Here is a 22,905-nt window from a genome sequence, read left to right as displayed (position 1 = left end):
TAATTGTAAAGTAAATTATTGCTTGATTCAAACAAACTGATAGGCAATAGCGTTCCTACAAAATTTGAGGAGGTAAATGAAATTGAAAAACAATGAGATGTTTTGTGATATAGAAACAGGTGTATGTGGTGTAGGTGAAGAAGAGGATATTCAGGTCATTGATTTTCAGCAACCTAAAAAAACAATAACGCTCTATTATGTAACAGATCCGATTTGTTCGCATTGCTGGGCAATTGAACCTGTGCTGCGTCGATTTAAAGAGCAATATGGACATTATTTTCATTTCCAGACTGTGTTGGGTGGACTGTTAGAGAAATGGCATGGCGGTCCAATTGATCCTGCAAACGGAATTTACAAACCTGCTGATGTGGCTGGTCACTGGAGAGAGGTTGGAGAACATTCCCGCATGCCAATTGATGGGTCCTTAATGATTGACAATCCTGTTCAATCTTCCTACCCGCCCTCTCGCGTATTCAAAGTGATTCAAAAACATCATGATGATGCACTAGCCTATACTTTTTTACGCCGTGCGAGAGAAGCGCTATTTGCATTCAATCAAAATATATCGGATATCACGGTGTTAATTGACATCGTCAACGACCTTGGACTTAACGGAGATGTGATTGTCCATGAAGGGGAGCTGCCAAGCGGCCAGGAATTATTAAATCAAGATTTTACGCTAGTTCGAGACCTTGGTGCTAGAGGTTTCCCAACGATCATCTTCGTCAACGAGGAAAATAAAGGAGTCAAAATCACAGGTGGCCGCTCATTTGAAGTCTATGTTGAAGGATTAAAGCAAGCTTTAAACACTGAAGAACTTGAACCGAAAAAACGCCCAGCTGTTTCTACCCTGCTCGAAAAAGAAAAACTTCTATTTTCTAAAGAAATTGAAGTGATGTACGATGTTGACCAATCAGATGTACGGTCTTTTATGAAGAAAGAACTTCCGCAGCAGCAGTATCAAATGAAAGAAGTGCTGGGGGAACTGTATTTTACAACTTCAACATAAGGAGAATGACGATGGCACATTTATTACAGGTTGATTTTAAGATGAAAGGCCCTTTCGGTGATGAAATGGCAAAAGAGTTTGCTGATTTAGCGAAAAGTATAAATGAGGAAGACGGATTCATATGGAAAATATGGACGGAGAATTCGGAGAAGAATGAGGCTGGCGGAATCTACTTATTCGAAACAAAAGAAGCAGCTGAAAACTATCTTGAGATGCATTTTAAAAGAATCACTAGCTTTGGAATAACAGACATCAACGCTAAAATCTTTAACATGAATGCTCACCTTACTCATATCACAAAAGGTCCATTAAAAACTCATCAAGGTTGACACACGAAAAAAAGAGCGGCTGATGGCTGCTCTTTTTTCGTGTGATTTCATCGATTCATCCACTTTACATTTTCTTTTTTTTCTTCATTCACGACGAGTTGGAAGATATCAGGTCTTGAATAATGCCCGACTACATCAAAGTCGAATTGACTAGAGGAAATATCACGCAAATCAAGATCTGCCAGCAGTATCTCTTCCTGACCATAGACAGGTTCTTTTATATATTCGCCTAAAGGACCGACTATTGCACTCCCCCCTCGGCACATCTCATCAGGAGAAGATGCTAATTCATCATAGCAGGCTAAATCTTTAGGATACATCTCTTTATTCACATATTGATTACAAGATAGAACGAAGCATCGGCCTTCTGCGGCAATATGGCGAATCGTAGATTGCCATAGTTCCCTGGAATCTGCCGTAGGGGCTATATAGATTTGGACGCCTTTTGCATACATCGCTGCTCTAGCTAATGGCATATAGTTTTCCCAGCAAATTAAAGCGCCTATTTTACCATACGGTGTATCGAAAACCGGCAGTGTGCTGCCATCCCCCTCTCCCCATATGAGTCGCTCGGAACCAGTCGGCTTTAGTTTACGGTGCTTTCCAAGTAAGGTTCCATCTGGTCCGAAAAACAATACGGAGCAGTATAAAGTCCCGCGACTTGATTCATCATCTCTTTCAATGACACCGATGACGAGGTAGACACCAGCTTTGCGGGCTGCTTCTCCTAATCTGTCAGTCGTTCTACTTGGAACTGGAACTGAATTTTCTAAGTAACGAAGCCAGTCCTTTCTTCCTTCTGGAGAACGGCTTCCTACTGTGGCCCCAAAAGCTAGTCCTCTAGGATAGGCAGGTATAAAAGCTTCAGGAAATACAACAATATTGGCTCCTTTTTCTCCGGCCTCAAGTGTTAACGAAATGGCTTTTTCAGTACATGCTTCTCTATCCATAATGACAGAAGCAGTTTGCACAACAGCAACTTTACATGTTGACATCTTACCCCCTCCTTAATCAAAGTGTAAAAATAAATATTTATAATGTACAATATATAATGATCATAATGAGTATGCCTATTTGGAATAATGGGAGGATAACATGAACATACGGGACTTTGAAATATTTAAAACGATTGCGGATTGTGGAAGTTTTTCAAGAGCAAGTGAAAAGCTTTTTATCGCCCAGCCTTCCCTCTCTAAAACCATTCAAAAATTAGAGAAAAAACTGGGTGTCATCCTTTTCGATCGGTCAAATCGAATTTTCAGGTTAACGGATGAAGGAGAGCTTGTATATGAAAAAGCGATCGCGGTACTGCAGCAAATGAATGAATTGCAAATGGAGCTGGGTGATACCGACACGCATATTCGCGGCGATTTAAAGATCGGTCTGCCGCAAATAATTGGTACCTTTTTCTTTTCGAAAGTGGCAAAAGCTTTTACTCAAAAGCATCCAGATGTGACGCTCGAAATGATTGAGGAGGGCGGCTTACATGTAGAAAAACTCGTTGAGAAAGGCGAAGTAGATGCGGCCTTTATTGTCATACCTGCCCAAAGTCATGAATTAGAAGAACAACTCATTTTTGAAGCGCCGTTTGTGGCTTGTTTACCAAAAAATCACGCTTTAAAAGATGAACAACAGCTCTCGCTCGAACAGCTTAAAGAGGATAAATGGATATTGTTTGATTCTTCATTTGCATTAAGTCAAGTGATTTTAGAAAGCTGCCGAAAGGAACATTTTGTTCCTGATGTCGCTTACAGTACAACACAATGGGATTTGCTTTTGACATTAGTTCGTGATGAATTAGGAGTTGCGATCATTCCAAGTCCTTTAACGGACATGTATAAAGAGGACATTTGTGTAAAACCAATTAGTAGTCAATATATTCCCTGGAAAATTGGCATTGTCGTGAAAAAAGGTCGATATAAAACACGTGCTTTGAAGGCTTTTTTAAAAATCGTCACGGATATATACCCTGGAGAAACAAAAAAAGCCTAATTCTCTAAGCTTTTTTTCATTTTAGATCAATTTCTGCTCGTTTTCTTAATCAAGTTCACGCCATCGTATGATAGACTTTCAACATGTACAGGCTTTTGCAGAATGTAATGATCAAAAAAGATCCTTGTATAGTCTGTGATAAGATTCCGCATCTCCATCGCATTCCGTTTGCCTCTCAGTTCTTCGTTTACACTGGTAAAAACGATGTCGCAATAATCTAAATGCGCAGCATGCTCAACAGAGAAATAATAGGTTTCCATGCTATTGTTTGCGCCAATGATCGCATTCATATGATAGTTAGGCTCAGAAAAAAGCAGCATAAAAGGTTTTTTCAGGTCGCTGTCAAGAAGACCAAATGCACCGCTATCGAGGCCGATCCCGCAGGCAAATCGGTCGTCATCCCGGCAAACAATCGCTGTCGTTGGCCCTCCGTAAGAATGTCCGATTATGCCCATGCCGGCGTCAAGCTGCAATCTGCCATTGAAGATGGAATTGAGTTCTCCGGTGTCTAGTTTGTAAAGATAATCAGCTGCATACCTTACATCCTCTGCCTGTAATTTGCTATATTTCGTTAACGGATGAAGTATTGGCAGTGTAAGGACGTTACGGCATGTCTCAATGGCAGTTTCATCGTCAAGCCGCATCGTCATCTGACCAGCCAGCGCCATCATGTCTGGATCTTCAGAAAACGCCATAATGACATCTGAAAAATCCTTTGATACATTAAACAGACGCCCATCTTTACGCTTATACATCGTGCTGTTTTGATGACCGATACTGACGACAACATACCCCATGCTTGCAAGGTCTGTACAGATCACAGTCCCCCATTCTGGAGAGCCGCCCCCGCCGCAAACATAAAATAACACTGGATAGCGTTCTTCCTTCCCGGAAAGAGCGAGGTCGTCGTAACAATGCGTTTGGATATCGATAGAGAAAAAATCCTTTTCCTTCATATACTCAGTGACAAGCGGCTGGTCATGCAGCATGTCGTATACTTCAGGAAACATGTACGTTGATGGGGTCTTCCTTTCATTGCTATTAGACGGATAGTATACAAATGCGGTCAGTTCTCTTTTTGAGTGATCAGATGCCGTGTACTCAAAATCCATCTGTGTGCGTCCGGCAGTATAGCCACCGATTGGTTCTGGGAATGCGTCATATCTTTTCATTCTTTTGTCCCCCCTTATGATTTAAAGTGAGTGTGAAAGACACATTGCAAGATAAGCGCTTTCAAAATGATGATCGCTCTCTTTATGTTTCGAGCTTTATGATATAATAACTTGTCAATGCCAGCCGTTCAGTGAAACAGAATGAACTTTTGGAAGGTATTCATCCTGGTTAAAGATTAAAAGATAGGTGATCACAATGAGAAGGCTTGAGTCTGGTATGTCAGTAGACAATGAAATATTTTCTGATATTGTCAGGTATGAACACGAAACGATAAGCGGATCGACGATTAGCAAATCGAATGTTCATTCACCTATATTTTGGAGCTGTCAGCTGCGTCATCTTGTATTTAATACTTGTGATCTGACGAATGCGAGGTTTTTTGCAGGTAGTACGATTGAGCATTGTACTTTTATTCGTTCCGATTTGCGCTCTGTTGGGATTGCTGAAGGCGAGGCTGTTTTTACGAATTGCGAATTTTCCTCCTGTGATATGAGAGGAATGACATTGGAGAATGCTGTGTTTATCAACTGTACATTTTATCAATGTAGGTTTAATGACCGCATTTTACAAGCAGCGAATATTGTTCATTGTACCTTTACCGGTAAGCTAGTGGATATAACGTTTGAGGGAAATGGTAAACAAAAGCTGATCGCCAACTTTGAAAACTGCATTCTTGACGGTGTTCGCTTTACAGGCTGTGACCTGTCGCAATGTATTCCGCCAGCTTCCAAAAACCATCTATATGTTGAAAAGGTCTCTGCGCGTGTCAAACAGGCATTGCTGAAGATAAATCATGACCCTCACCTTTCTGACGAGGATCGGAAAGTACTGGTACGCAGCCTGCGCAAGCTTGAGCATATGGAACAATATATTTTTAACACGGCGCATATGGAGAAAATACATGGGGCTGATTTTGTGGAGCGATTTTTCAGTTATCTGGAATGTAACAAAGAGAACGCTTGATGCGTCCCTCTTCCTGCTAAGTCTAGGTCGTACATCAACTTCTAGTATATTTGAGTGGAATCAGTTCACCGATTTTCACTTTGACTAGTTCGCCATGTATTTCTATATGGAAAAAGCTGATTTTTGTGAATATCAGCTTTTTCGTTATGCTCTTTTATAGCGGCCATACATATAGCGAATGATTTTTGTGATGACAGAGGTACACATGCATAAAAAGGTCATCACCACGACCCAATACATATTTGACAGGTCAAACCCAGTATAGGCAAATATGAAAATAGTGGAGATGGCAAATGTGATGATAAGAACGATATAAACTCGCTTAAAGATGCAGTAGCCAACAATCCCCCAAATCAAAGATAACAAAGGCAATGTAAATAAGATCAGCGCCATAGGATGAAGAAAGAAAACACTCATCATGTCACTCTCCTTTATGAAACGGTGAAGAACCGAATATGTATCATATTAATAGGAAATCCGCGCGTTGTAAACAAAAATTGGAATTTAAGGAATTTTTAATCTGAGGTGAATTGACATTCTAAATGTATTTCATGTTGAATGGAAAAAGACTGCTTTTAGTAAGCAGCCTATTTTTTCGAATATTTAAGTCAGAGCATTTTGATGTGTGAAAAAGACCTAACTATTTATCACCTGAATGATTTTTTCCTGAGCATCTTGTGCCTCAGGGATTGGCATGACGACAAACACATGCAGCATTTCTGGATAAACAAAGGTTTTCATATTAATTCCTTGTTCTGTTAGCTTTTCATCTAGCTTTAGTGCATCTGGATATAAAATATCATGTGTTCCAATAAAATGAGTGATCTTCCCAAGACCATGAAAGTCTCCGTGAATTGGACTGATTAATGGGTCAGTTACCTTTTTATCTGCTGCCCACATTTTTGTAATGACATCTATTCCTTCTGGCGCTAGAATGGGATCTTTATCGGCATATTCAGATATAAGAGGATTGCTTAAACTCATATCAACACATGCAGATAATAAAATAATATCCTTCGGCTGCGGCAGACTTTCCATCTTTAAGAGATGCGCCAGGCCAAGTGAGATATTTCCGCCCGCTGAATCTCCCATAATTGTTAATTGATCGGTACTCTCAACCGTTTTTAGTATTTCTTTATATAGATTTAAGATTTTCGGATAAGTATCTTGGTAGCTATAATGAGGTAATTTAGGATATATAGGAGCGACCACTTTGGCATTAAGGGATTGAGCCATTTTATCCATGTACCACCAATGGAAATTAAGAGGCTGGTTTACCCAAGCGCCACCATGTATATAGAGAATCACCTTTTGATTTTTCGACATTTGGTCATTCAATGTGAAAACCTGCATTCCTTCGAAAATTTGCTCCTTTATTTCACTCACTAGTTTCACATCATCTCCGATTGCATAAGGCTTCATATTTTCTATTTGAGATAGAAAGTTTTTGGTTTTTTCGACACTAGCAAAACTTTCTTTATTACTTTGGGACGTGAATAATGTTTCAAATTGAATACTTTCTTCAGAACGTTCTCCGTTATAAATTTCGACACTCATTTTATTTTCTCTCCTTTAAGCAGATATGTTTATTCGTCATCCTGATTCATCACACGAAATGATTTGAGATACACTTGTACTTCTTTCTCAGGAGTCTTTAATAAGTTAGATAAAAGGTCTTGAATGAGGCGCAGGCTTTTGATTTTCTTTTCAATTTCTTCATGTTTATGTTTTACAATTCTTTTTAAAGTATCAAGTTCTATATCTTGACTCAGCATTTCCAATATTTCTTTTATTTCCTTTAGTGAATAACCCAATGATTTGGCATCTTTGATCAATTGAATTTTCACAATATAATCTTCTGTGTATAGTCTATAACCGTTCGAACGGCGTCTCGGGACAGGTAAAATGTTGTGTTCTTCATAGTAACGAATTGCGGCAGGGCTTATTCCAGTTTGTTTGGCAAGTTCACCTCTAGTCATCAACTCCATTGTTACTCCTTTTTTGTGATTTTGTCTTACTATAATTACATTATAAAGGTTGAACTATACTTCAAGGTCAAGAGATGTTTTCGTGAAAAATAAAACACCATCGCATGCAGCCGGTTAAGGCGCCCTGAGATGGTGTTTTTCATCATTCAATCTGCTTTTATAGGTCTTCTCCATTTGATGCGATAACATTTTTGTACCAGAAAAATGAATCTTTACGGTAACGATTCAGTGTACCATTTCCTAGGTCGTCTTGATCCACATAGATCAAACCATAGCGTTTAGTCATTTGAGATGTTCCGCAGCTGATTAAGTCAATACAGCCCCAAGGTGTGTATCCCATTAAGTCAACACCTTCTTTTACTGCTTCTTTCATCTGTTCAATATGTTTTTTCAAATAATCAATTCGATAATCATCGTGGATTTTTCCATCTTGTGTCAATGTATCTCTTGCGCCAAGTCCATTTTCACAAACAAATAAAGGCTTTTGGTATCTGTCATACAGTTTAATTAATGAAATGCGCAGACCCATTGGATCGATCGGCCAATCCCATTGTGATAATTCCAAGTGTTCATTTTTAATTGGACTGTCAAACGTACCCGCTAGCTCAGCGGCATCTTCACGCGCTTCTGCTACGTGTGACATATAGTAGCTGATTGCAACAAAATCAACAGTGCCCTCTTTCAAAATTTGTTCATCCTGCTCTTCAATATCCAGCTTAATTTGATTATCTGCAAAATATTTCACCATGTATGTTGGATATTCGCCTCTAGCTTGAACATCAGGATAGAACATATTCAATTGATTCGATTTAACTGCCTGCAGCTGATCCTCTGGTTTTGTTGTTTTTGCATAGGCTTCGATTTGGTTAATCATACAGCCAATTTGGACATCTGGAATGATTTCCTTCGCTGCCTTCACTGCTAATGCACTTGCCACAAATTGATGGTGAGATGCTTGGTAAGCAGCCTGTAATTTATGGTCTACTAAATCCTCTAAAATGCCAGCACCTGTATAAAGACTATTGAGGTTCATATTCATTTCATTAAATGTAATCCAATATTTCACTTTGTTTTTATATCTTTCTAAAATCGCACGTGCGTATTTTTCGAACAATGGGACAAGTTCTCTACTCATCCATCCATTATATTTCTCTGTTAAAGTAATCGGCATTTCATAATGAGACATCGTTACTAGCGGTTCAATTCCATATTTCGCACATTCATCAAATACTTTATCGTAAAAAGCCAATCCTTCTTCGTTCGGCTTGTCCTCTAAACCTGTTGGAAAGATTCTTGCCCATGAAATAGACAAACGAAAGACTTTGAATCCCATTTCTGCAAATAGTGCAATATCTTCTTCATAACGATGATAAAAATCAATTCCGCGTCTTTTTGGGAAATCAAATGCATCAGGATTTTCCTTGTATTTGTTTAGTTCAGCTGAACTAACATCGAATGTAAAGTTGTTTACTTTTCCTTGTGCATAGGGATCTTTATATGCCGCGAAGTCTGAAGTTGACAGCCCTTTCCCGCCTTCTAAATACGCGCCCTCTATTTGATTGGCAGCTGTTGCGCCACCCCATAGAAAATTATCTGAAAAACCTTTTTTTAATTCTTTCATTTCAATCATCCCTTCTATTTATGATTAATGAATGAGCATTAAGAGTTTATTTTCTCCTGCGTTGACATAAGAGTCACCTGTATGGATCACATCCAGGTACTTCGAGGAATTAGTGACGATAATAGGTGTCACGACATTTAATTCTTTTGATTGAATTCCTTCTATATCAAATGATAATAAATGATCCCCAATGTTGATTTCATCTCCTTCTTCCACCAATACCTCAAAGAATTGACCATTTAGGCTGACGGTATCAATCCCTACATGTATTAATAATTCAATCCCATCATCTGAAACCAAACCTATTGCATGTTTAGTAGGTGTAACGGTCACTACTTTTCCGGAAAACGGTGCTTGTACCACCCCCTTATCAGGCATAATCGCTACTCCCTTGCCCATCATTTCGCTTGAGAAGACGGCATCATTGACTTCAGATAAAGGAACGACCTGACCAGTTATAGGTGCTTGTACTTCATAAGGATTTACTTGTCTGGCAGCTTGTTGATTGACTGCATGCTCTGAATCTTTAGATGACTTTCCTTGTTTTAGCGGCTGACCTTCTTCTTTTGTGGCAGGTTCTTTAAAACCAAGGAACATAGTGACAAGCAGTGAGACCAAAAAGCTCAGCGCTATTCCAATTAAAGCGAGCTGGAAATTGTTTGTGCCTTTCATAATGTAAGTTGGCAGAGATGTAATACCTGGAATTGAAAATGCTGTCGTTTTGACTGAAAATAAACCATAAAAACATCCGCCAACTGCCCCGCCAATTAATGAAGCATAGAAAGGCTTTTTCAATCTCAGTGTGACTCCATAAATGGCAGGTTCTGTGATACCAAAGAAACTCGGCAGCAATGTTGATAATGCCAAAGACCTTGTTTCTACTCGTTTTGTGCGAATGATGACTCCTAAAACGGCGCCTGCTTGTGCCATATTGGCAATAAAGTTCATCGGAAGCAGCATGACATCGTATCCAACTTTTTCAAAGCTGGCAAACGTGCTAGGGAAGAATGCATAATGCATCCCAGTTAGCACAATTAAAGGCATGAGGCCTCCCATTAATAAACCTGCAATCGGTCCAGCAAAATGGAATAAAGAAGTGAAAAAGATCTCTAAATACTGACCGAAAACGTTTCCAATAGGCGCTATGAAAGCTAGTGTAAGAGGCGCTGTGATCATTAAGCTCAGTACCGGTGTAAATACGATGCTTAAGGATTTTGGAATGACTTTCGTTATCCACTTATCGATAAAGCTAAGTAGCAGTACTCCTAAAATAATCGGTAAAACGGAAGAAGTATAATTATTTAATGGAATACTCAATCCTAAAAAACTAAGTGGATCTGCCCCTTTTGCTGCCCCTTCCACCATCGTGGGATACAATAAAATCCCAGCGAGTGCCATCGCGAGAGATTCTCGTGTCTTAAATTTCTTCGCTGCAGAATAAGCAATGAGGAAAGGTAAAAAGTAAAAGACAGCATTTGAAAAGATTTGTAGTACAGCATAGGTAGAGCTTTTTTCCGTCAGCCAGCCTAAACTAACGAACAAAGCCATGATCCCTTTAATCAATCCACTACCAACAATCGCCGGCAAAATCGGTGTGAAAATTCCGCTAATGACATCGAATACGACTTCGATTGGATTCATCTTTGACGTATTTTTAGCAGTAGAAGAATCATTGCTACTGTCACCAATCAATTGGTCGATTTCCTCATAGACTTCTGCAACTTTTGCTCCAATAATGACTTGGAATTGTCCGCTTTGGAATTGCGCTCCGAGCACTCCATCTACTGTTTTCAGTTCATCTACTTTTACCTGTTTTTCATCGTTGATATTAAATCTCAGCCTCGTAATACAATGCCAGCTTTGAGATATATTGCCTGTTCCGCCGATTAATTTGATAATTTCTTGCGCCAATTCTTTGTTGTTCATGTCTTCACCCCTTCATTTTCACAAAAAAAACCTAAACAAAATCCACCATTAGAAAGACCATTCTTCTAAATGGAGATTTGTTTAGGTTAATGCTTTTTCATAACACGCCTAAAAGAAATCATGTATTCTGTTGATGTTTCTTTGTGATTCTTTCAATATGAATGACTAGAAAAACAAGTTCGTCTTCTGTGACATTCCAATTAAATTCACGCTTTAACATTTCTTTAATAATCAAACCGCATGCATAGCTCTTCATATAACGATCCTGAATTAATTCTTTTAATGAATCATCCATCTGCTGAGGCGGTTGATTTGTTTCTTGTCTGACAATAAAATATCTCAAATGAGTGATAAACCTCGAATAATCTATCGATGATTTATCTAATACCATCTCGAAAATGTTTTGAATAATCTTAACGATTTCCTTCGTGAGATGGGTCATTTTAATCGTATCTCCCATAGACTGACCATCTATTTGAGCGTTTACAAAATGAAGGGCAATGAGTGAAGCTTCTGTATCTTCAAAGGTAATCCCCATCATTTTTTGAATAATTTTAAGTGCTTTTTTCCCAATTTGATATTCTTGAAAATATAGATGTGGAATTTCCCATACGATAGGGTTTTCATATTCCATTTTTTCTTGATGCCTTTGAATAGAAAAGGTAAGATGATCAGATAGCGAAAACAGCATGCTGGAACCTAATTTTTTATTCAACATCTCTTCGCCCATATGAATGATTTTTTCAGTTAATAAAAGAATATCAGTTGGGATAGCGGCAAGTTGAGATTCTAATGGAGACGTCTGATCAGAATAAAATGTCTTACTGACAGCGCTCTCATCAAGAGTATCACCTTTTTTCTTCTTAAAGCCTATTCCTGTACCAAAAACAACTACTTCATTTTGCGTGTCTGTTAGAGCTAATACGATATTATTGTTTAAAACTTTAACGACGGTGAACATCTTCATCCCACCTTACCTAAAACTGCTAAAAAAAGCATAAAAAAACACCAAAATCTCAGCAAACAACGTACAAATGTACAACATGTTTACCTGACTTGGTGGTGCCTGATGATATCAGTAACACTCCTGCATCGGTTACGACTTTATTGTAAACACAGGATAAACCAAAGTCAACTATTTTTTTCGGTAAAATAGATTTAAATACCTATATTATAGTATGTCGTTTATAAATTATTTTAAAAGGTAAATAAGTTTAAGGTTGCTGTAAGGTTCGGATTAATACAGGTTAAGGTTCAGGTAGTACAATGAGTTTGTAGTGAATAAATCATAGAGGTGAAACGTTTTGAGAGAAAATAAAATCTTGTCTTCATTATGTTACTTTAGTATCTTTTTTGCACCATTTTTGTTCCCAATTATCGTCTATTTCTTAGGGCAGGACGACCTGAAATATCATGCGAAAAAATCATTATGGACGCATATTATTCCTTATTTGATTTTTGGTATTGGCATCCTTGGTTCAGGTTTACTTGGTATGAAAGATATCAGCCATGCGGGGCCTTTCTTAATTGCGACATATGCAGTAACATTCCTTGTTGCTATCTACTTCTTCATTTGGAACATTGTGAAAGGCATCAAAGTGTTTTCAGAATAAATAATAGATGAAAAAACGGTTCTGTTGTTGATCAGAACCGTTTTTTTTGTATGTTTTCATGCTGGTAGTTGGATGTCAATTGTTGTTCCTTTTCCTACACTGCTGCGGATCGTGATATCCCCGCCGTGCTTGACGAAAATATCCTTTGCAATAGCCATCCCAAGACCAGAGCCTGCATGCGAAACTCCTGTATTCGTCCCTCTGTAATAGCGGTCAAACACTTTTTCCAGCTCTGCCTCTTCTATTCCTCTGCCGTTGTCTTGAATCGTAATATGGGTTCTTTCTTTTTGTTCAAGCTGTACAATAATCGTCACATCAGGATCATTGTGAACGAGGGCATTTAAAATCAGATTGGTGACCGCTCTTCGAATGAGGATTTTATCAATATTCAGCATGAGCTTGTCTTCATTCGTTTGAAGCTCAATCGTCTGATCGGCATATCTTGAATCGTTTAAAATATCAATTAACGTTTCCCGCAACAGTGACACAATGTTGACCAGCTCTTTATTTAGCATGACGCCGTTATTTTTCAGCCTTGTCGTTAAATTCAGATCCTCCATGACATCTTTGATATACAATGATTTATTCTCAATGATGCCCGCATAATGTCTGATGTCCTGGTTTGAAAGAGGATACTTTGGATCTTTGAGGATTTCTGCATAGCCTTGAATAGAAGCTAGCGGCGTTTTAATATCATGAGAAATATGGCTGATCCATTCTTCCCGCATTTGCTCTAGTTTGTCCTTTTCTTTTTTGCTTGAAGCGAGCTGCTCTGATAAGTGATTGACATTATAGAAGACATCTTTATAAATTCCTTTAGCAGGCAGATTTGTCGTGTAATCGCCGTTTGCCAGCCGCTGGATGCTATGAATGGCACGGGCAAGCGGTTTTGTGAGCTGCCGGCTGAATAAGTAACCAATGAGTAACGCTATGATGGCATCAATTGATAATAAAATCATCGTCCCGATATTGAATCTTGTTACTAAGTCCTTCGTGTCAAACGAGAATAGGTACTTTCCGATGGAAGGGTCTTTAAATCCGATAAAGTAGCTGTATTCTTTGCCCTTTACTTTTTTTCCGCCAGCATAAATGGTCGATAATAATTGCTTATCTTTATATTTATGTAAGTTCACGATTTCTATCGGTGTATATTTGTTCTTTAATCCTTTAGGTGCCTGCGCATGATACACGTCTTGGCCATTTTCGTCTAAAATTTGAATCCATGCATTCTGTTGTTTTAAGGCTTTCTGCCCTTCTTTGTTTACGGTAATTCCTTGATCAGAAAAAGAGACGTATTGTTCAAATGATCTTGTGAAGGTTTCGGGCGTATTTTCCTCGTTATGCTGGCTGTTTGCCTGAAGTACGAGCCAAATCATAAATCCGAATAAGTTGATAAAGACCGTGATAATGGTCACGATAATGACAGAGACCATATACCTGCCTGTTAATCGCCATTTCATCTTTACGCATCCTTTACAACAAATTTATAACCAAGCCCTTTGACGGTGACGAGAAACTCTGGTGTTGACGGGGAATCCTCTATTTTTTCCCGAAGTCTTCGGATATGAACCATTACCGTATTGTCAGAACCGAAGAAGTCTTCTCCCCAAACAGTTTGATAAAGCGTTTCTTTACTGATAACGCGGTTCGGATGCTGCAAGAAGTAGGTCATCAGCAGAAGCTCTTTCGGCGTGAGCTCAATGACCGCTCCATTTTTAGTCAGTTCTGCTTGCTGCTCGTTTAACTCAAACGGCCCTTTTTTGATCACGGGATCGGCTTGAGTTGACTGCAAGTATGAGATCCTTCTCAGCTGCGCTTTCACCCGGTAGGCGACTTCCTTTGGACTGAATGGTTTTGTAATGTAGTCATCTCCGCCGATGGCAAGTCCTACAATTTTGTCGGATTCTTCTCCCTTTGCTGATAAAAAGATAATCGGAACATGGGAGGTCTCTCTGATTTGTCTGCAAATATCATAGCCTTCACCGTCTGGCAGCATAATATCAAGTATGACAAGATCGGGTTGTTCTTGATGAAATTTTGCAAGCCCATCACGGGCAGTTGAAGCTGTGATGACGCGATCAATGCCTTCTCTTGTTAATACAGTGTTGATTAATTCCAAGATTTCTTTTTCGTCATCGATCATTAATACTTTGCTTTGAAGCTTTGGCATACATTGATCACTCTCCTGAAGTCATTGCCATTATTATACCCAATGTAAGGACATAGTGAAAAAATCAACTTCCTATTTGCATAAAAAAAGCCAATTTTCTTTTGAAACGAGAAAATTGGCTTTTGGTGGTTCAATTAAATTCTAGCGTTTGACCACAAATGTTGTCACACTTTGAGCCGGGAGATGAGCCCAAAATTGATTACCTGATATATTTAAGTCTGTACCAGGCTGAAGGTTGCTGTTGCTACTTGTGATCCATCTTGACGCTTGTGAAGCAGTTCCGTTTTGCATCACAAAGTGCTGATTGACTCCTGTATTGTTTTTGTTAATCGCGACAATGACGACTTGATTGTTTCCTTTATAGGCTGATACGAAAACATTCGGTTCAGGACTTTTCGTTGCATCAATTCTGATGTATCCTGGGCGTACAAACTTGGAGAAATGCGCCATGTTGTAACCACGTTTGCTGATTAGACCGTCTTCTTTCATAGGGCCGTAGGATCTGCGAATGTACCACCAAACATATGCCTGAAAGTCCCCTTCTACCATCGAATGGTGAATATGCTCTGAAACCCCTAATGCTTCAGGCCAGCGGTCCGCTGAATTGTTATCGCTATTCGGGTAGTAGACCTCTGTCATCCAAAGCTCCTTTCCCCCTCCCTTTTGTTTGAAAAGAGGATACGGAAGCTGGCTGATTTGGGTTCCGTACAAATGGGCTCCGAGAATGTCCATGTTTCCAAGCGCCTGCGGATCGTTTAGGATAGGATCTGATATATTTTTAAGGTATTGAAAGGATTCTGGTGCGATCACGCGGGCATTAATGGAGCCAGCATTTTCTCTCATGAAACGCAGGATTTCCTGAGGAGTCCACCATGTCCATTCGTGTGCATAATCGGGCTCATTTTGTACAGATATAGCATAGAGATTGACGCCATTATTTTTCATATACGTCACAAAATCGTTCAGATGCTGAGCATATGCGGCGTATTGATTGTATCTGAGCCGCTTTGCAGATGTACCATTCCGGTTGAAGGTCTCTACCATATTGCTTGGAGGATTCCAAGGTGAAGCGATCACCAAAGCTCCATGCTCTATTGCTCTTTTGGCAGTGGCGACCTCTCTGTGCCAATTATTTCTGTTCTCATCTACAAAAATTCTTAGAATCGAAAATCCTAATTGATTCTGCCCATTCCCAAAGGCGGTTTCCCTTTGAGGTGCGGTCAAATCACCAATCCAAGCCGGATGGTTCATTCCACCAAAGCCGCGAATCACTTGTCTTTCCGCATTGATATTAATATTGGCATCTGCTGCTGAAACCTCAGTTACGCCAGGTCCGATGAACATGACAGACAGCATGGTGAAGCAGATCAATAAAGTGCAGATTGGTTTTTTGATCATTGACATCAAATTCTTCCACTCTCCTATCATCTTGTCTTTCTTCGTTACCTTTGAGTAAACTGCCAGGAATCAAATTGAAATAGGTTTGCACCTGTTCCAGTAAAAACAAAAAATACGTTGTGCACGCCTGCTGCTCCATTTACTGCCGTTTCTACTTCTCGCCAGTTATTTGTTCCCCCTGTGGAAGGGACATTCAGTGTCCCGACAAGTCTGCCGTCAGGACTTCCGAGGCGTACTTCTATTTTCCCGCCTGCATTTGACGCTACACTCGCTTTAAATGTTCTCGCACCGTTTGATCCGAATTCGACGTTACTGGCAGCCACCCAATCTCCGTTTTGAATGTTTGTGACATGCTGGTTATTGACCGGTCCGCCTGGAGCTGAAGATGCCTCTGTTAAAATGCGTCCATTCCATGCGAATGTTTCAGCTTCTACACGCTGATAAGGATTCAGATTGGAAAGCTGTTTAACCCCTTCAAAATTGGCTGCTACCTCTCGAAGGGAGCCGTCAGCATTATGCACAAGCTTATTAATATGCGGAGATCTGTAGCCTTTTCCTGCTCCGTATAAGGCAGAGCTGACCGTTTGGGTATGATATACGACATACCACTCGTTTTTAAAATTGAACACAGCATGATGGTTATTACCGCCTCCCCCGAAAAATGCACCCGGATTTTTCAGGAAGTGCCCTCTATACGTAAAGGGACCCATCGGACTTGAGCTCGTCATATAACCGATCTCACCAGGTGGTTTATCTGCTGGGTGGGAGCCGCCAAAGTTGATGCAATAGGAATAGTAATAGGTTCCGTTATACTTATGCATCCCCGAGTCTTCAAACATAAAAGGAGCATCAATGGTCGAGGCGCTGCCCACAACACTTGTCATATCAGGCCCTAGTTTTAGAACTCTTGCTGTTTTAGGATTCGCCCATTGTCCCTGCGTGGGATTAGAACCGCCTGGAACACCTCCGCCGGCATATAGATAACCAGTGCCGTCATCATCTACAAAAACGGCAGGATCAAAAAGCCATACAACTCCAGCCATCCCTGGTGTATTTGGCGTGACGAGTGCTTTTCCGATAGGATCTGTCCATGGACCGATGGGGGAGTCTGCTGTCAGAACGCCAATCCCTCCGCCGCTGTTCGCGAAATAAAGGAAAAATTTATCCTTCCCATTGATTTTTTTCACCGCTGCTGATGGAGCCCAGGAAGCACCTGCCCATTTGGCAATTCCTTTGCCGCCATTCGCTCCATTTGCCCCAGCTACTGGAATCGCGCCATGATCTGTCCAGTTCACCATATCTGCTGAAGAGATGACGAAGACCCTATTCAAATTGGCAAAAGAATTATCCTTAATCGTTCCGTTGCTGTGATATTCATAGTCATCACTCGACATATAAATGTACACTCTTCCGTTATAGGTGAGCGCAAATGGATCAGCGCCCAAGTGGTGGTCTATGAGCGGGTTGGCATTTCCTACACGTTTTGCAATTGTTGTGCTTGCCGCACTCGCATCATATACCGGTAAAAAGCTCAGTACCAAAGCAAGAATCAATAAACCAACGCCGCACTTCATCCTCGTCCTCATCGTTTCATTTCCTCCTGTTTTCATCTTCCTAATATTGGGGTTTAGGCCCAATTTCAAAATATGTTGAGAGGTACTGATGAAGAATGAATATAAAGAATGATTTCTAGTGTAAATCCTTGCTGGAATCACGTTGAAAACCCTTACTTTTTGACTAGAAGACAACAAAAAAATGCAGTCTCCCATGCTGGGGCTGCATTTTTTCTTCTTATGATTACATATAACGAGCGGTGACCATTTTCTTTCTTGTGTAAAACTCCACTCCGTCTGTTCCATTGGCATGCAAGTCTCCGTAGAAAGAATCCTTCCAGCCGGAAAACGGGAAGAATGCCATTGGTGCGGGTACACCGATGTTTACACCGAGCATGCCCGCTTCGATGTTTTCGCGAAATTCTCTTATGCTTGATGCGCTGTCCGTATACAGGCAGGCACCATTCGCAAATTTTGATTGATTGGACAGGTCGATGGCTTCTGCTAATGAAGAAACACGGACAATTGATAAGACTGGGGCGAAAATCTCGTCCTGCCAAATTTTCATTTGATTTGTGACATGATCAAAGATCGTCGGTCCGATGAAATACCCTTCTCCATTTGTTTCGTGGTCTTGCCGGCCATCACGAATGAGGCTTGCTCCTTCTTCAATCCCTGACTGGATGTATTGAAGCGTTCGTTCTTTATGTTCCTTTCGAATGACTGGCCCAAGAAAGACCTCTTCATTAATTCCGTTTCCAATGACGAGCTCGTTTGATTCATCCACTAATTTTTGAATCAACTCATCAGCCACTTCTTCTTCCACTGCGACAACGGCTGCGGCCATGCAGCGCTCTCCTGCTGATCCGAAGGCAGCCCCGATGATTTGTTTCGTTGCCGCGTCTAAATCCGCATCTTTGAGGACAATGGAGTGATTCTTTGCGCCTGCAAGTGCTTGGACACGTTTGCCATGCTCCGTTCCTTTTTTATAGACATATTCAGCGACTGGCTGAGATCCGACAAATGATATGGCTTTGACCTTTTGATGTTCAAGCAGGCCGTTGACGACATCATGAGCTCCATTAACGATGTTGAGAACACCTTTTGGAAGACCCGCTTCTTCAAACAGCTCAGCTAACCGTGCCGCAAGAATAGGAGTTCGTTCTGAAGGTTTTAAAACAAATGTATTTCCGCAGGCAATGGCAAGCGGGAACATCCAGCATGGAACCATCATTGGAAAGTTAAATGGCGTAATGCCGCCGATGACGCCAATTGGATAGCGGTACATGCCTGATTCAAGTCCAGTCGCAATATCTGGCAGCTGTTTTCCCATCATTAACGTCGGTGCGCCCGCAGCAAATTCCACACATTCAATCCCGCGCTGCACTTCTCCTTTTGCTTCTGTTACACTTTTTCCGTTTTCAATCGTTACGAGTTCAGCCAGCTCATCCCAGTTCTCAACGAGTAACTGCTGGTATTTAAATAAAATGCGTGCACGCCGGGGAACAGCCGTTTTAGACCAAGTAGTAAACGCTTCCTGTGCTGCTTGTACCGCACGTTCAACATCTGTTTTTGTTGAAAGCGGCACTTCCGCGATGATTTCGCCAGTAGCAGGGTTATACACTGCCTCTGTTTGACTTGTTTCTGCCTCAATCCATTGTCCGCCAATATAATTTTTCAACGTTTGTACATCTGTTTTGGTCATGTTCCCTCTCTCCTCTTTGTTAAAGAATGTCATGCTTTAAGGGTGTGTATGTATCGTCATTGTCTCATCTAACGGGCATTCATCTGTATACACTCTTTGTCAAATCAAACGGCAGTTTGGGTTTACGTTGTGATCATCTGGTTTGTTTGTGACATATGACACGAGAATGCCAAAAATTCATGATGTATTTTTGGTTAACTGTTGGTTAACTTCAGAAAAATCATAATATGAAAATGGCCCTCAGTCAATCTTCTTTTTGCTTCATAAGAAAAACCTGATGCGCTGTGCATCAGGTAGAGGCTGGTTCATTGATATTATTTGGTTGATGCGGCATATTGATTTGGTTCTATATAATTTGGCAGCATCTCTCCATGTGCTTCAATGAGTTCATCACATAATTTAATGGTGTCATCAATTGATAGTTCAGCGCTTGTGTGTGGATCCAGTAAAGCCGCTTGATAAATGTGTTCTTTTTTACCGCTGATTGCTGCTTCAATTGTCATCAGCTGTGAGCTGATGTTCGTTCGATTGAGTCCAGCCAATTGTTCAGGTATCTCTCCGACATAGCATGGCATGATGCCGCTTCGATCTGCCACACATGGTACTTCTACACAGGCTTTTTTAGGCAGGTTATCAATGAGCCCGCCAGTGTTCAGAACATTTCCGCCAAATTTAAAGGGAACGTTCGTTTCGATCGCTTCAATGATCCGGGAACCATATTCTTTAGAGCGGGTATGTGTGATCTGTGTGTTTCCTATAAGGTCATGCTTCATTGTATTCCAATTGTTGATTTGTTCCTCGCAGCGTCTCGGGTATTCATCAAGCGGAATGTTAAACTGACCGATTAGTTCTGGGTACTGTGATTTGATGAAATATGGATGGTATTCGGCATTGTGCTCTGAGGATTCTGTGACATAATAGCCGAATTTATCCATTAGTTCAAAACGAACCATATCATGATGCCGCGATTGCTGCTTTTCTTTTGCTCGTCTTTTGATTTCTGGATACAAGTCTTTTCCGTCCCGTTTCACTTCTAATAACCATGCCATATGGTTAATGCCGGCGATTTTTTCTTCAATGCCTTCATGTTCCATTTCAAGAGATTCAAATAGGTCCTTTGTACACACTTGCACACTATGACAGAGACCAACTGTTTGAATCTGAGTATAGCGCAGCATTGCATCTGTCAATGTGGCCATAGGGTTTGTGTAATTTAACAATAAAGCACTTGGGCAAACCTCTTCCATATCCTTTGCAAAGTCAAGCATGACAGGAATGGTTCGAAGGGAACGGAAGATGCCACCGATCCCTACCGTATCTGCAATCGTTTGTCTTAATCCATATTTTTTAGGTATTTCAAAATCAATGATTGTACTTGGCCGATAGCCTCCAACTTGGATGGCATTGATGACATATTTCGCATCCTGTAAGGCTTCTTTCCGGTTTTGATAGGACTGGATGGTCACATTTGCACCGTAATTTGCTTTTAAATGCCGTAGCATCGTTTCTGATTCTTTCAGCCGGTTGTGGTCGATATCATATAATGCGAATTCAAAGCCTGCAAGGGCAGGAACAAACAGACAATCTCCTAATATATTTTTAGCAAACACGGTACTCCCTGCACCGATAAATGTAATTTTAGACATAGACGACTCTCCTTTTTACATCCATATTGGGCTAGCCTTTGATAGACCCTTGTGAAAGACCTGCGATAAAATATTTTTGTAAAAGTAAAAACATCGTAACCATTGGCAGCATCGCAATGAGGGCAGCTGCACCAACGAGCTGAAGCTGATGCTGATTTTGACCAAAAAAATGGGATAAGGCGACCGTGAGTGTATGCATCTCTTTATCTTGCAAAAAGAAAATAGCAAATTGATAGTCGTTCCAAATATACACGCAGGCAATGATTAATACAGAAGCGGTAATGGGCTTTAGAAGCGGAAAAACGACAGTGAAAAAAACTTTGAGTGTCCCTGCTCCATCAATACGGGCAGCTTCTTCAAGCTCCTTTGGAATGGTCGACTGGATAAAGCCTGCGTATAAGAAAATCGTCAGCGGCAAAAAAGCAGCCACATTATTTAAAATAGCAATTTGATAGGTGTTCATCATCCCGATTTGAACGACCATTTTATAGAGCGGGACAAGGGCTGTGAGCGGCGGAATGACCATAATGGCAATAAATAAAACATAGACAGCTTTATTCAGCTTTGTGTTCCTTCTTGCAAGCGGATAGGCTGCAAGAGATCCAAAGATAATGAGCAATACAGCGGAACTGAACGTAATGATCACTGTATTCAAAAAGGACTGGCCAAGCTGAGCCTCTGTCCATGCTGTGCGGAAGTTTTCAAGGTGCAGCGCTTTTGGAAACAGCCATTTTGAGCTAAAATCTCCTATCCCTTTTAATGAAGTCGTCACTAAAATATAAAATGGAATGAGGTGTAGCAATGTAATCAATAGTGCGAGGAAGGAGTACCATCTTTTCTTGCGTTTATAGGCGTTATCCATCACACCTCGGTCTCCTTTCGTTTGAAATAAATCAGCGCTGCGACACTAATGATAAGGATGATGATCGCCATGAAAACCCCTTGTGTCGCTGCATAGCCCGCATCCTGACGTTTGAAATACAGATCATACATAAAGGTCGACATGGATTGCGAGGAATCTCCAGGTCCGCCGCCCGTGAGTGCCACAATGACATCAAAGAGCTTGAGCCCGCCAATGACATTCAGCACAACATTAATGGTGATCGACGGCATAAGCAGCGGCAATGTGATCCGCCTGAATTGCTGGAGGCTCGATGCGCCGTCTAATTGTGCCGCTTCGTAATAATCCTTAGGGATACTTTGAAGTCCTGCTAAATAAATGATCATCGCAATCCCGACGAATTGATATGTGTTGACAAGCACAATGATCCATGTGTTGAATTGCGGGTTGCCGAGCGCATTTATTTGATCAAATCCAAAAAGCATCACCACATCATTTAAGGCACCGCCTTGGTAAGCAAACACAAAATACCAAATATAGCCCATCGCAATCGGGCTGATCATGACAGGTAAATAGATGACTGTTCTTGTGATGGCTTTCATCTTTAAGCTTTGATTTAATAAGAGCGCATATCCAAGTCCGATGATATTTTGTAAGATGGTGCTCCCAATTCCGTAGAGAAGCGTGTTTTTGACAACAAGCCATGTCGCTTGATCCTGAAGCAGCCGCTCATATTGCTCAAGACCAATCCATTGATAAGTTTGTGAGAAACCGTTCCAATTCGTAAAAGAAAGCTGAATGCCGTTCAAAAAAGGATAAATGATAAAGGTACTGACGACGAGAACAGCTGGCATGTACATCCACCAAAGTGAGGAATTCTGGCGTTTTTGCATCTTTTGTTTTGGTATAGAGGTGAATGCGGCTGGCTGCTTTGCTTTTGTGATGTCATTCATTGGCTTCACTCCTGTTTCAGCATCC

Annotated in this window: 21 protein-coding genes; 5 read left to right on the top strand and 16 right to left on the bottom strand. The window is 40.7% G+C overall.

The window, feature by feature from the left end:
- Positions 1 to 82: 82 nt before the first annotated feature.
- Together AC3WTB_RS00375 and AC3WTB_RS00370 are read left to right on the top strand one after the other, a co-directional pair.
- Entirely contained in the window at positions 83 to 1,009 is a 927-nt protein-coding gene (locus AC3WTB_RS00375) for a DsbA family protein (protein WP_492333178.1), read from the top strand.
- An 11-nt stretch (positions 1,010 to 1,020) separates the two neighbouring features.
- Positions 1,021 to 1,338: a monooxygenase gene (locus AC3WTB_RS00370; RefSeq protein ID WP_492333177.1), complete on the top strand. Its 318-nt coding sequence runs from the start codon at positions 1,021 to 1,023 to the stop codon at positions 1,336 to 1,338.
- 47 nt (positions 1,339 to 1,385) lie between these two features.
- Here AC3WTB_RS00370 and AC3WTB_RS00365 read toward each other — a convergent pair whose 3' ends face one another.
- Positions 1,386 to 2,333 carry a carbon-nitrogen hydrolase family protein gene (locus AC3WTB_RS00365; protein WP_492333176.1) on the bottom strand — a complete coding sequence of 316 codons (948 nt, stop codon included), beginning with the start codon at positions 2,331 to 2,333 and terminating at the stop codon, positions 1,386 to 1,388.
- 100 nt (positions 2,334 to 2,433) lie between these two features.
- On the opposite strand from AC3WTB_RS00365, the gene AC3WTB_RS00360 reads away from it, so the two are divergent.
- A complete protein-coding gene (locus AC3WTB_RS00360) occupies positions 2,434 to 3,330 on the top strand; it encodes a LysR family transcriptional regulator (protein ID WP_492333175.1) in 897 nt (298 codons plus the stop codon).
- Between the two features lie 26 nt (positions 3,331 to 3,356).
- Here AC3WTB_RS00360 and AC3WTB_RS00355 read toward each other — a convergent pair whose 3' ends face one another.
- Positions 3,357 to 4,502, bottom strand: a complete 1,146-nt coding sequence (locus AC3WTB_RS00355; RefSeq protein ID WP_492333174.1) for an alpha/beta hydrolase — start codon at positions 4,500 to 4,502, stop codon at positions 3,357 to 3,359.
- Positions 4,503 to 4,698: 196 nt separating this feature from the next.
- Here AC3WTB_RS00355 and AC3WTB_RS00350 point away from each other — a divergent pair, with 196 nt between their 5' ends.
- The gene (locus AC3WTB_RS00350) at positions 4,699 to 5,466 is read left to right on the top strand and encodes a pentapeptide repeat-containing protein (protein WP_492333173.1); all 768 of its coding nucleotides are present in this window, start codon (positions 4,699 to 4,701) and stop codon (positions 5,464 to 5,466) included.
- 144 nt (positions 5,467 to 5,610) lie between these two features.
- Here AC3WTB_RS00350 and AC3WTB_RS00345 read toward each other — a convergent pair whose 3' ends face one another.
- The 6 genes from AC3WTB_RS00345 to AC3WTB_RS00320 all read right to left on the bottom strand — a co-directional run bounded on the left by AC3WTB_RS00345 (position 5,611) and on the right by AC3WTB_RS00320 (position 11,962).
- On the bottom strand, positions 5,611 to 5,883 hold the full coding sequence (locus AC3WTB_RS00345) for a DUF2651 family protein (protein ID WP_492333172.1): 273 nt from the start codon (positions 5,881 to 5,883) through the stop codon (positions 5,611 to 5,613).
- A 219-nt stretch (positions 5,884 to 6,102) separates the two neighbouring features.
- Positions 6,103 to 7,023 (bottom strand): alpha/beta hydrolase fold domain-containing protein, encoded by a 921-nt coding sequence (locus tag AC3WTB_RS00340; protein WP_492333171.1) that lies wholly within the window; start codon positions 7,021 to 7,023, stop codon positions 6,103 to 6,105.
- A gap of 29 nt (positions 7,024 to 7,052) precedes the next feature.
- Positions 7,053 to 7,454, bottom strand: coding sequence for a MerR family transcriptional regulator (locus tag AC3WTB_RS00335; RefSeq protein ID WP_047203156.1), 402 nt, complete (start codon positions 7,452 to 7,454; stop codon positions 7,053 to 7,055).
- A gap of 157 nt (positions 7,455 to 7,611) precedes the next feature.
- Positions 7,612 to 9,075, bottom strand: a complete 1,464-nt coding sequence (locus tag AC3WTB_RS00330) for a glycoside hydrolase family 1 protein (RefSeq protein WP_212044322.1) — start codon at positions 9,073 to 9,075, stop codon at positions 7,612 to 7,614.
- Between the two features lie 24 nt (positions 9,076 to 9,099).
- The gene (locus AC3WTB_RS00325) at positions 9,100 to 11,001 is read right to left on the bottom strand and encodes a beta-glucoside-specific PTS transporter subunit IIABC (protein ID WP_487268911.1); all 1,902 of its coding nucleotides are present in this window, start codon (positions 10,999 to 11,001) and stop codon (positions 9,100 to 9,102) included.
- Positions 11,002 to 11,119: 118 nt separating this feature from the next.
- Positions 11,120 to 11,962: a PRD domain-containing protein gene (locus AC3WTB_RS00320; RefSeq protein WP_041085182.1), complete on the bottom strand. Its 843-nt coding sequence runs from the start codon at positions 11,960 to 11,962 to the stop codon at positions 11,120 to 11,122.
- Between the two features lie 343 nt (positions 11,963 to 12,305).
- Between AC3WTB_RS00320 and AC3WTB_RS00315 the strand changes: the two genes are divergently transcribed.
- Entirely contained in the window at positions 12,306 to 12,614 is a 309-nt protein-coding gene (locus tag AC3WTB_RS00315) for a magnetosome magnetite crystal formation protein family (RefSeq protein ID WP_492333170.1), read from the top strand.
- Between the two features lie 56 nt (positions 12,615 to 12,670).
- Here AC3WTB_RS00315 and AC3WTB_RS00310 read toward each other — a convergent pair whose 3' ends face one another.
- The 8 genes from AC3WTB_RS00310 to AC3WTB_RS00275 form a co-directional block, all read right to left on the bottom strand.
- The gene (locus AC3WTB_RS00310; protein ID WP_492333169.1) at positions 12,671 to 14,074 is read right to left on the bottom strand and encodes a sensor histidine kinase; all 1,404 of its coding nucleotides are present in this window, start codon (positions 14,072 to 14,074) and stop codon (positions 12,671 to 12,673) included.
- 2 nt (positions 14,075 to 14,076) lie between these two features.
- On the bottom strand, positions 14,077 to 14,784 hold the full coding sequence (locus tag AC3WTB_RS00305) for a response regulator transcription factor (RefSeq protein WP_047203160.1): 708 nt from the start codon (positions 14,782 to 14,784) through the stop codon (positions 14,077 to 14,079).
- Positions 14,785 to 14,925: 141 nt separating this feature from the next.
- Positions 14,926 to 16,191, bottom strand: coding sequence for a glucuronoarabinoxylan endo-1,4-beta-xylanase XynC (xynC, locus tag AC3WTB_RS00300; RefSeq protein ID WP_039179020.1), 1,266 nt, complete (start codon positions 16,189 to 16,191; stop codon positions 14,926 to 14,928).
- A 35-nt stretch (positions 16,192 to 16,226) separates the two neighbouring features.
- Positions 16,227 to 17,768, bottom strand: coding sequence for a glycoside hydrolase family 43 protein (locus AC3WTB_RS00295; RefSeq protein ID WP_492333168.1), 1,542 nt, complete (start codon positions 17,766 to 17,768; stop codon positions 16,227 to 16,229).
- A gap of 211 nt (positions 17,769 to 17,979) precedes the next feature.
- Positions 17,980 to 19,440, bottom strand: a complete 1,461-nt coding sequence (locus AC3WTB_RS00290) for a CoA-acylating methylmalonate-semialdehyde dehydrogenase (RefSeq protein WP_330545145.1) — start codon at positions 19,438 to 19,440, stop codon at positions 17,980 to 17,982.
- Between the two features lie 314 nt (positions 19,441 to 19,754).
- A complete protein-coding gene (locus AC3WTB_RS00285) occupies positions 19,755 to 21,086 on the bottom strand; it encodes an alpha-glucosidase/alpha-galactosidase (RefSeq protein WP_492333167.1) in 1,332 nt (443 codons plus the stop codon).
- Between the two features lie 31 nt (positions 21,087 to 21,117).
- Entirely contained in the window at positions 21,118 to 21,948 is an 831-nt protein-coding gene (locus AC3WTB_RS00280) for a carbohydrate ABC transporter permease (protein WP_492333166.1), read from the bottom strand.
- Complete coding sequence (locus AC3WTB_RS00275; RefSeq protein ID WP_268474575.1) at positions 21,948 to 22,880, bottom strand: carbohydrate ABC transporter permease; 933 nt, start codon at positions 22,878 to 22,880, stop codon at positions 21,948 to 21,950. Before AC3WTB_RS00275 ends, AC3WTB_RS00280 begins: the two co-directional genes overlap by 1 nt.
- Between the last annotated feature and the right edge of the window lie 25 nt (positions 22,881 to 22,905).

This window comes from Bacillus sp. EB106-04-04-XG123, from assembly GCF_058791855.1.
The sequence above is the reverse complement of the archived record's forward strand: the minus strand, read 5'-3'. Positions and strand labels throughout refer to the sequence as shown.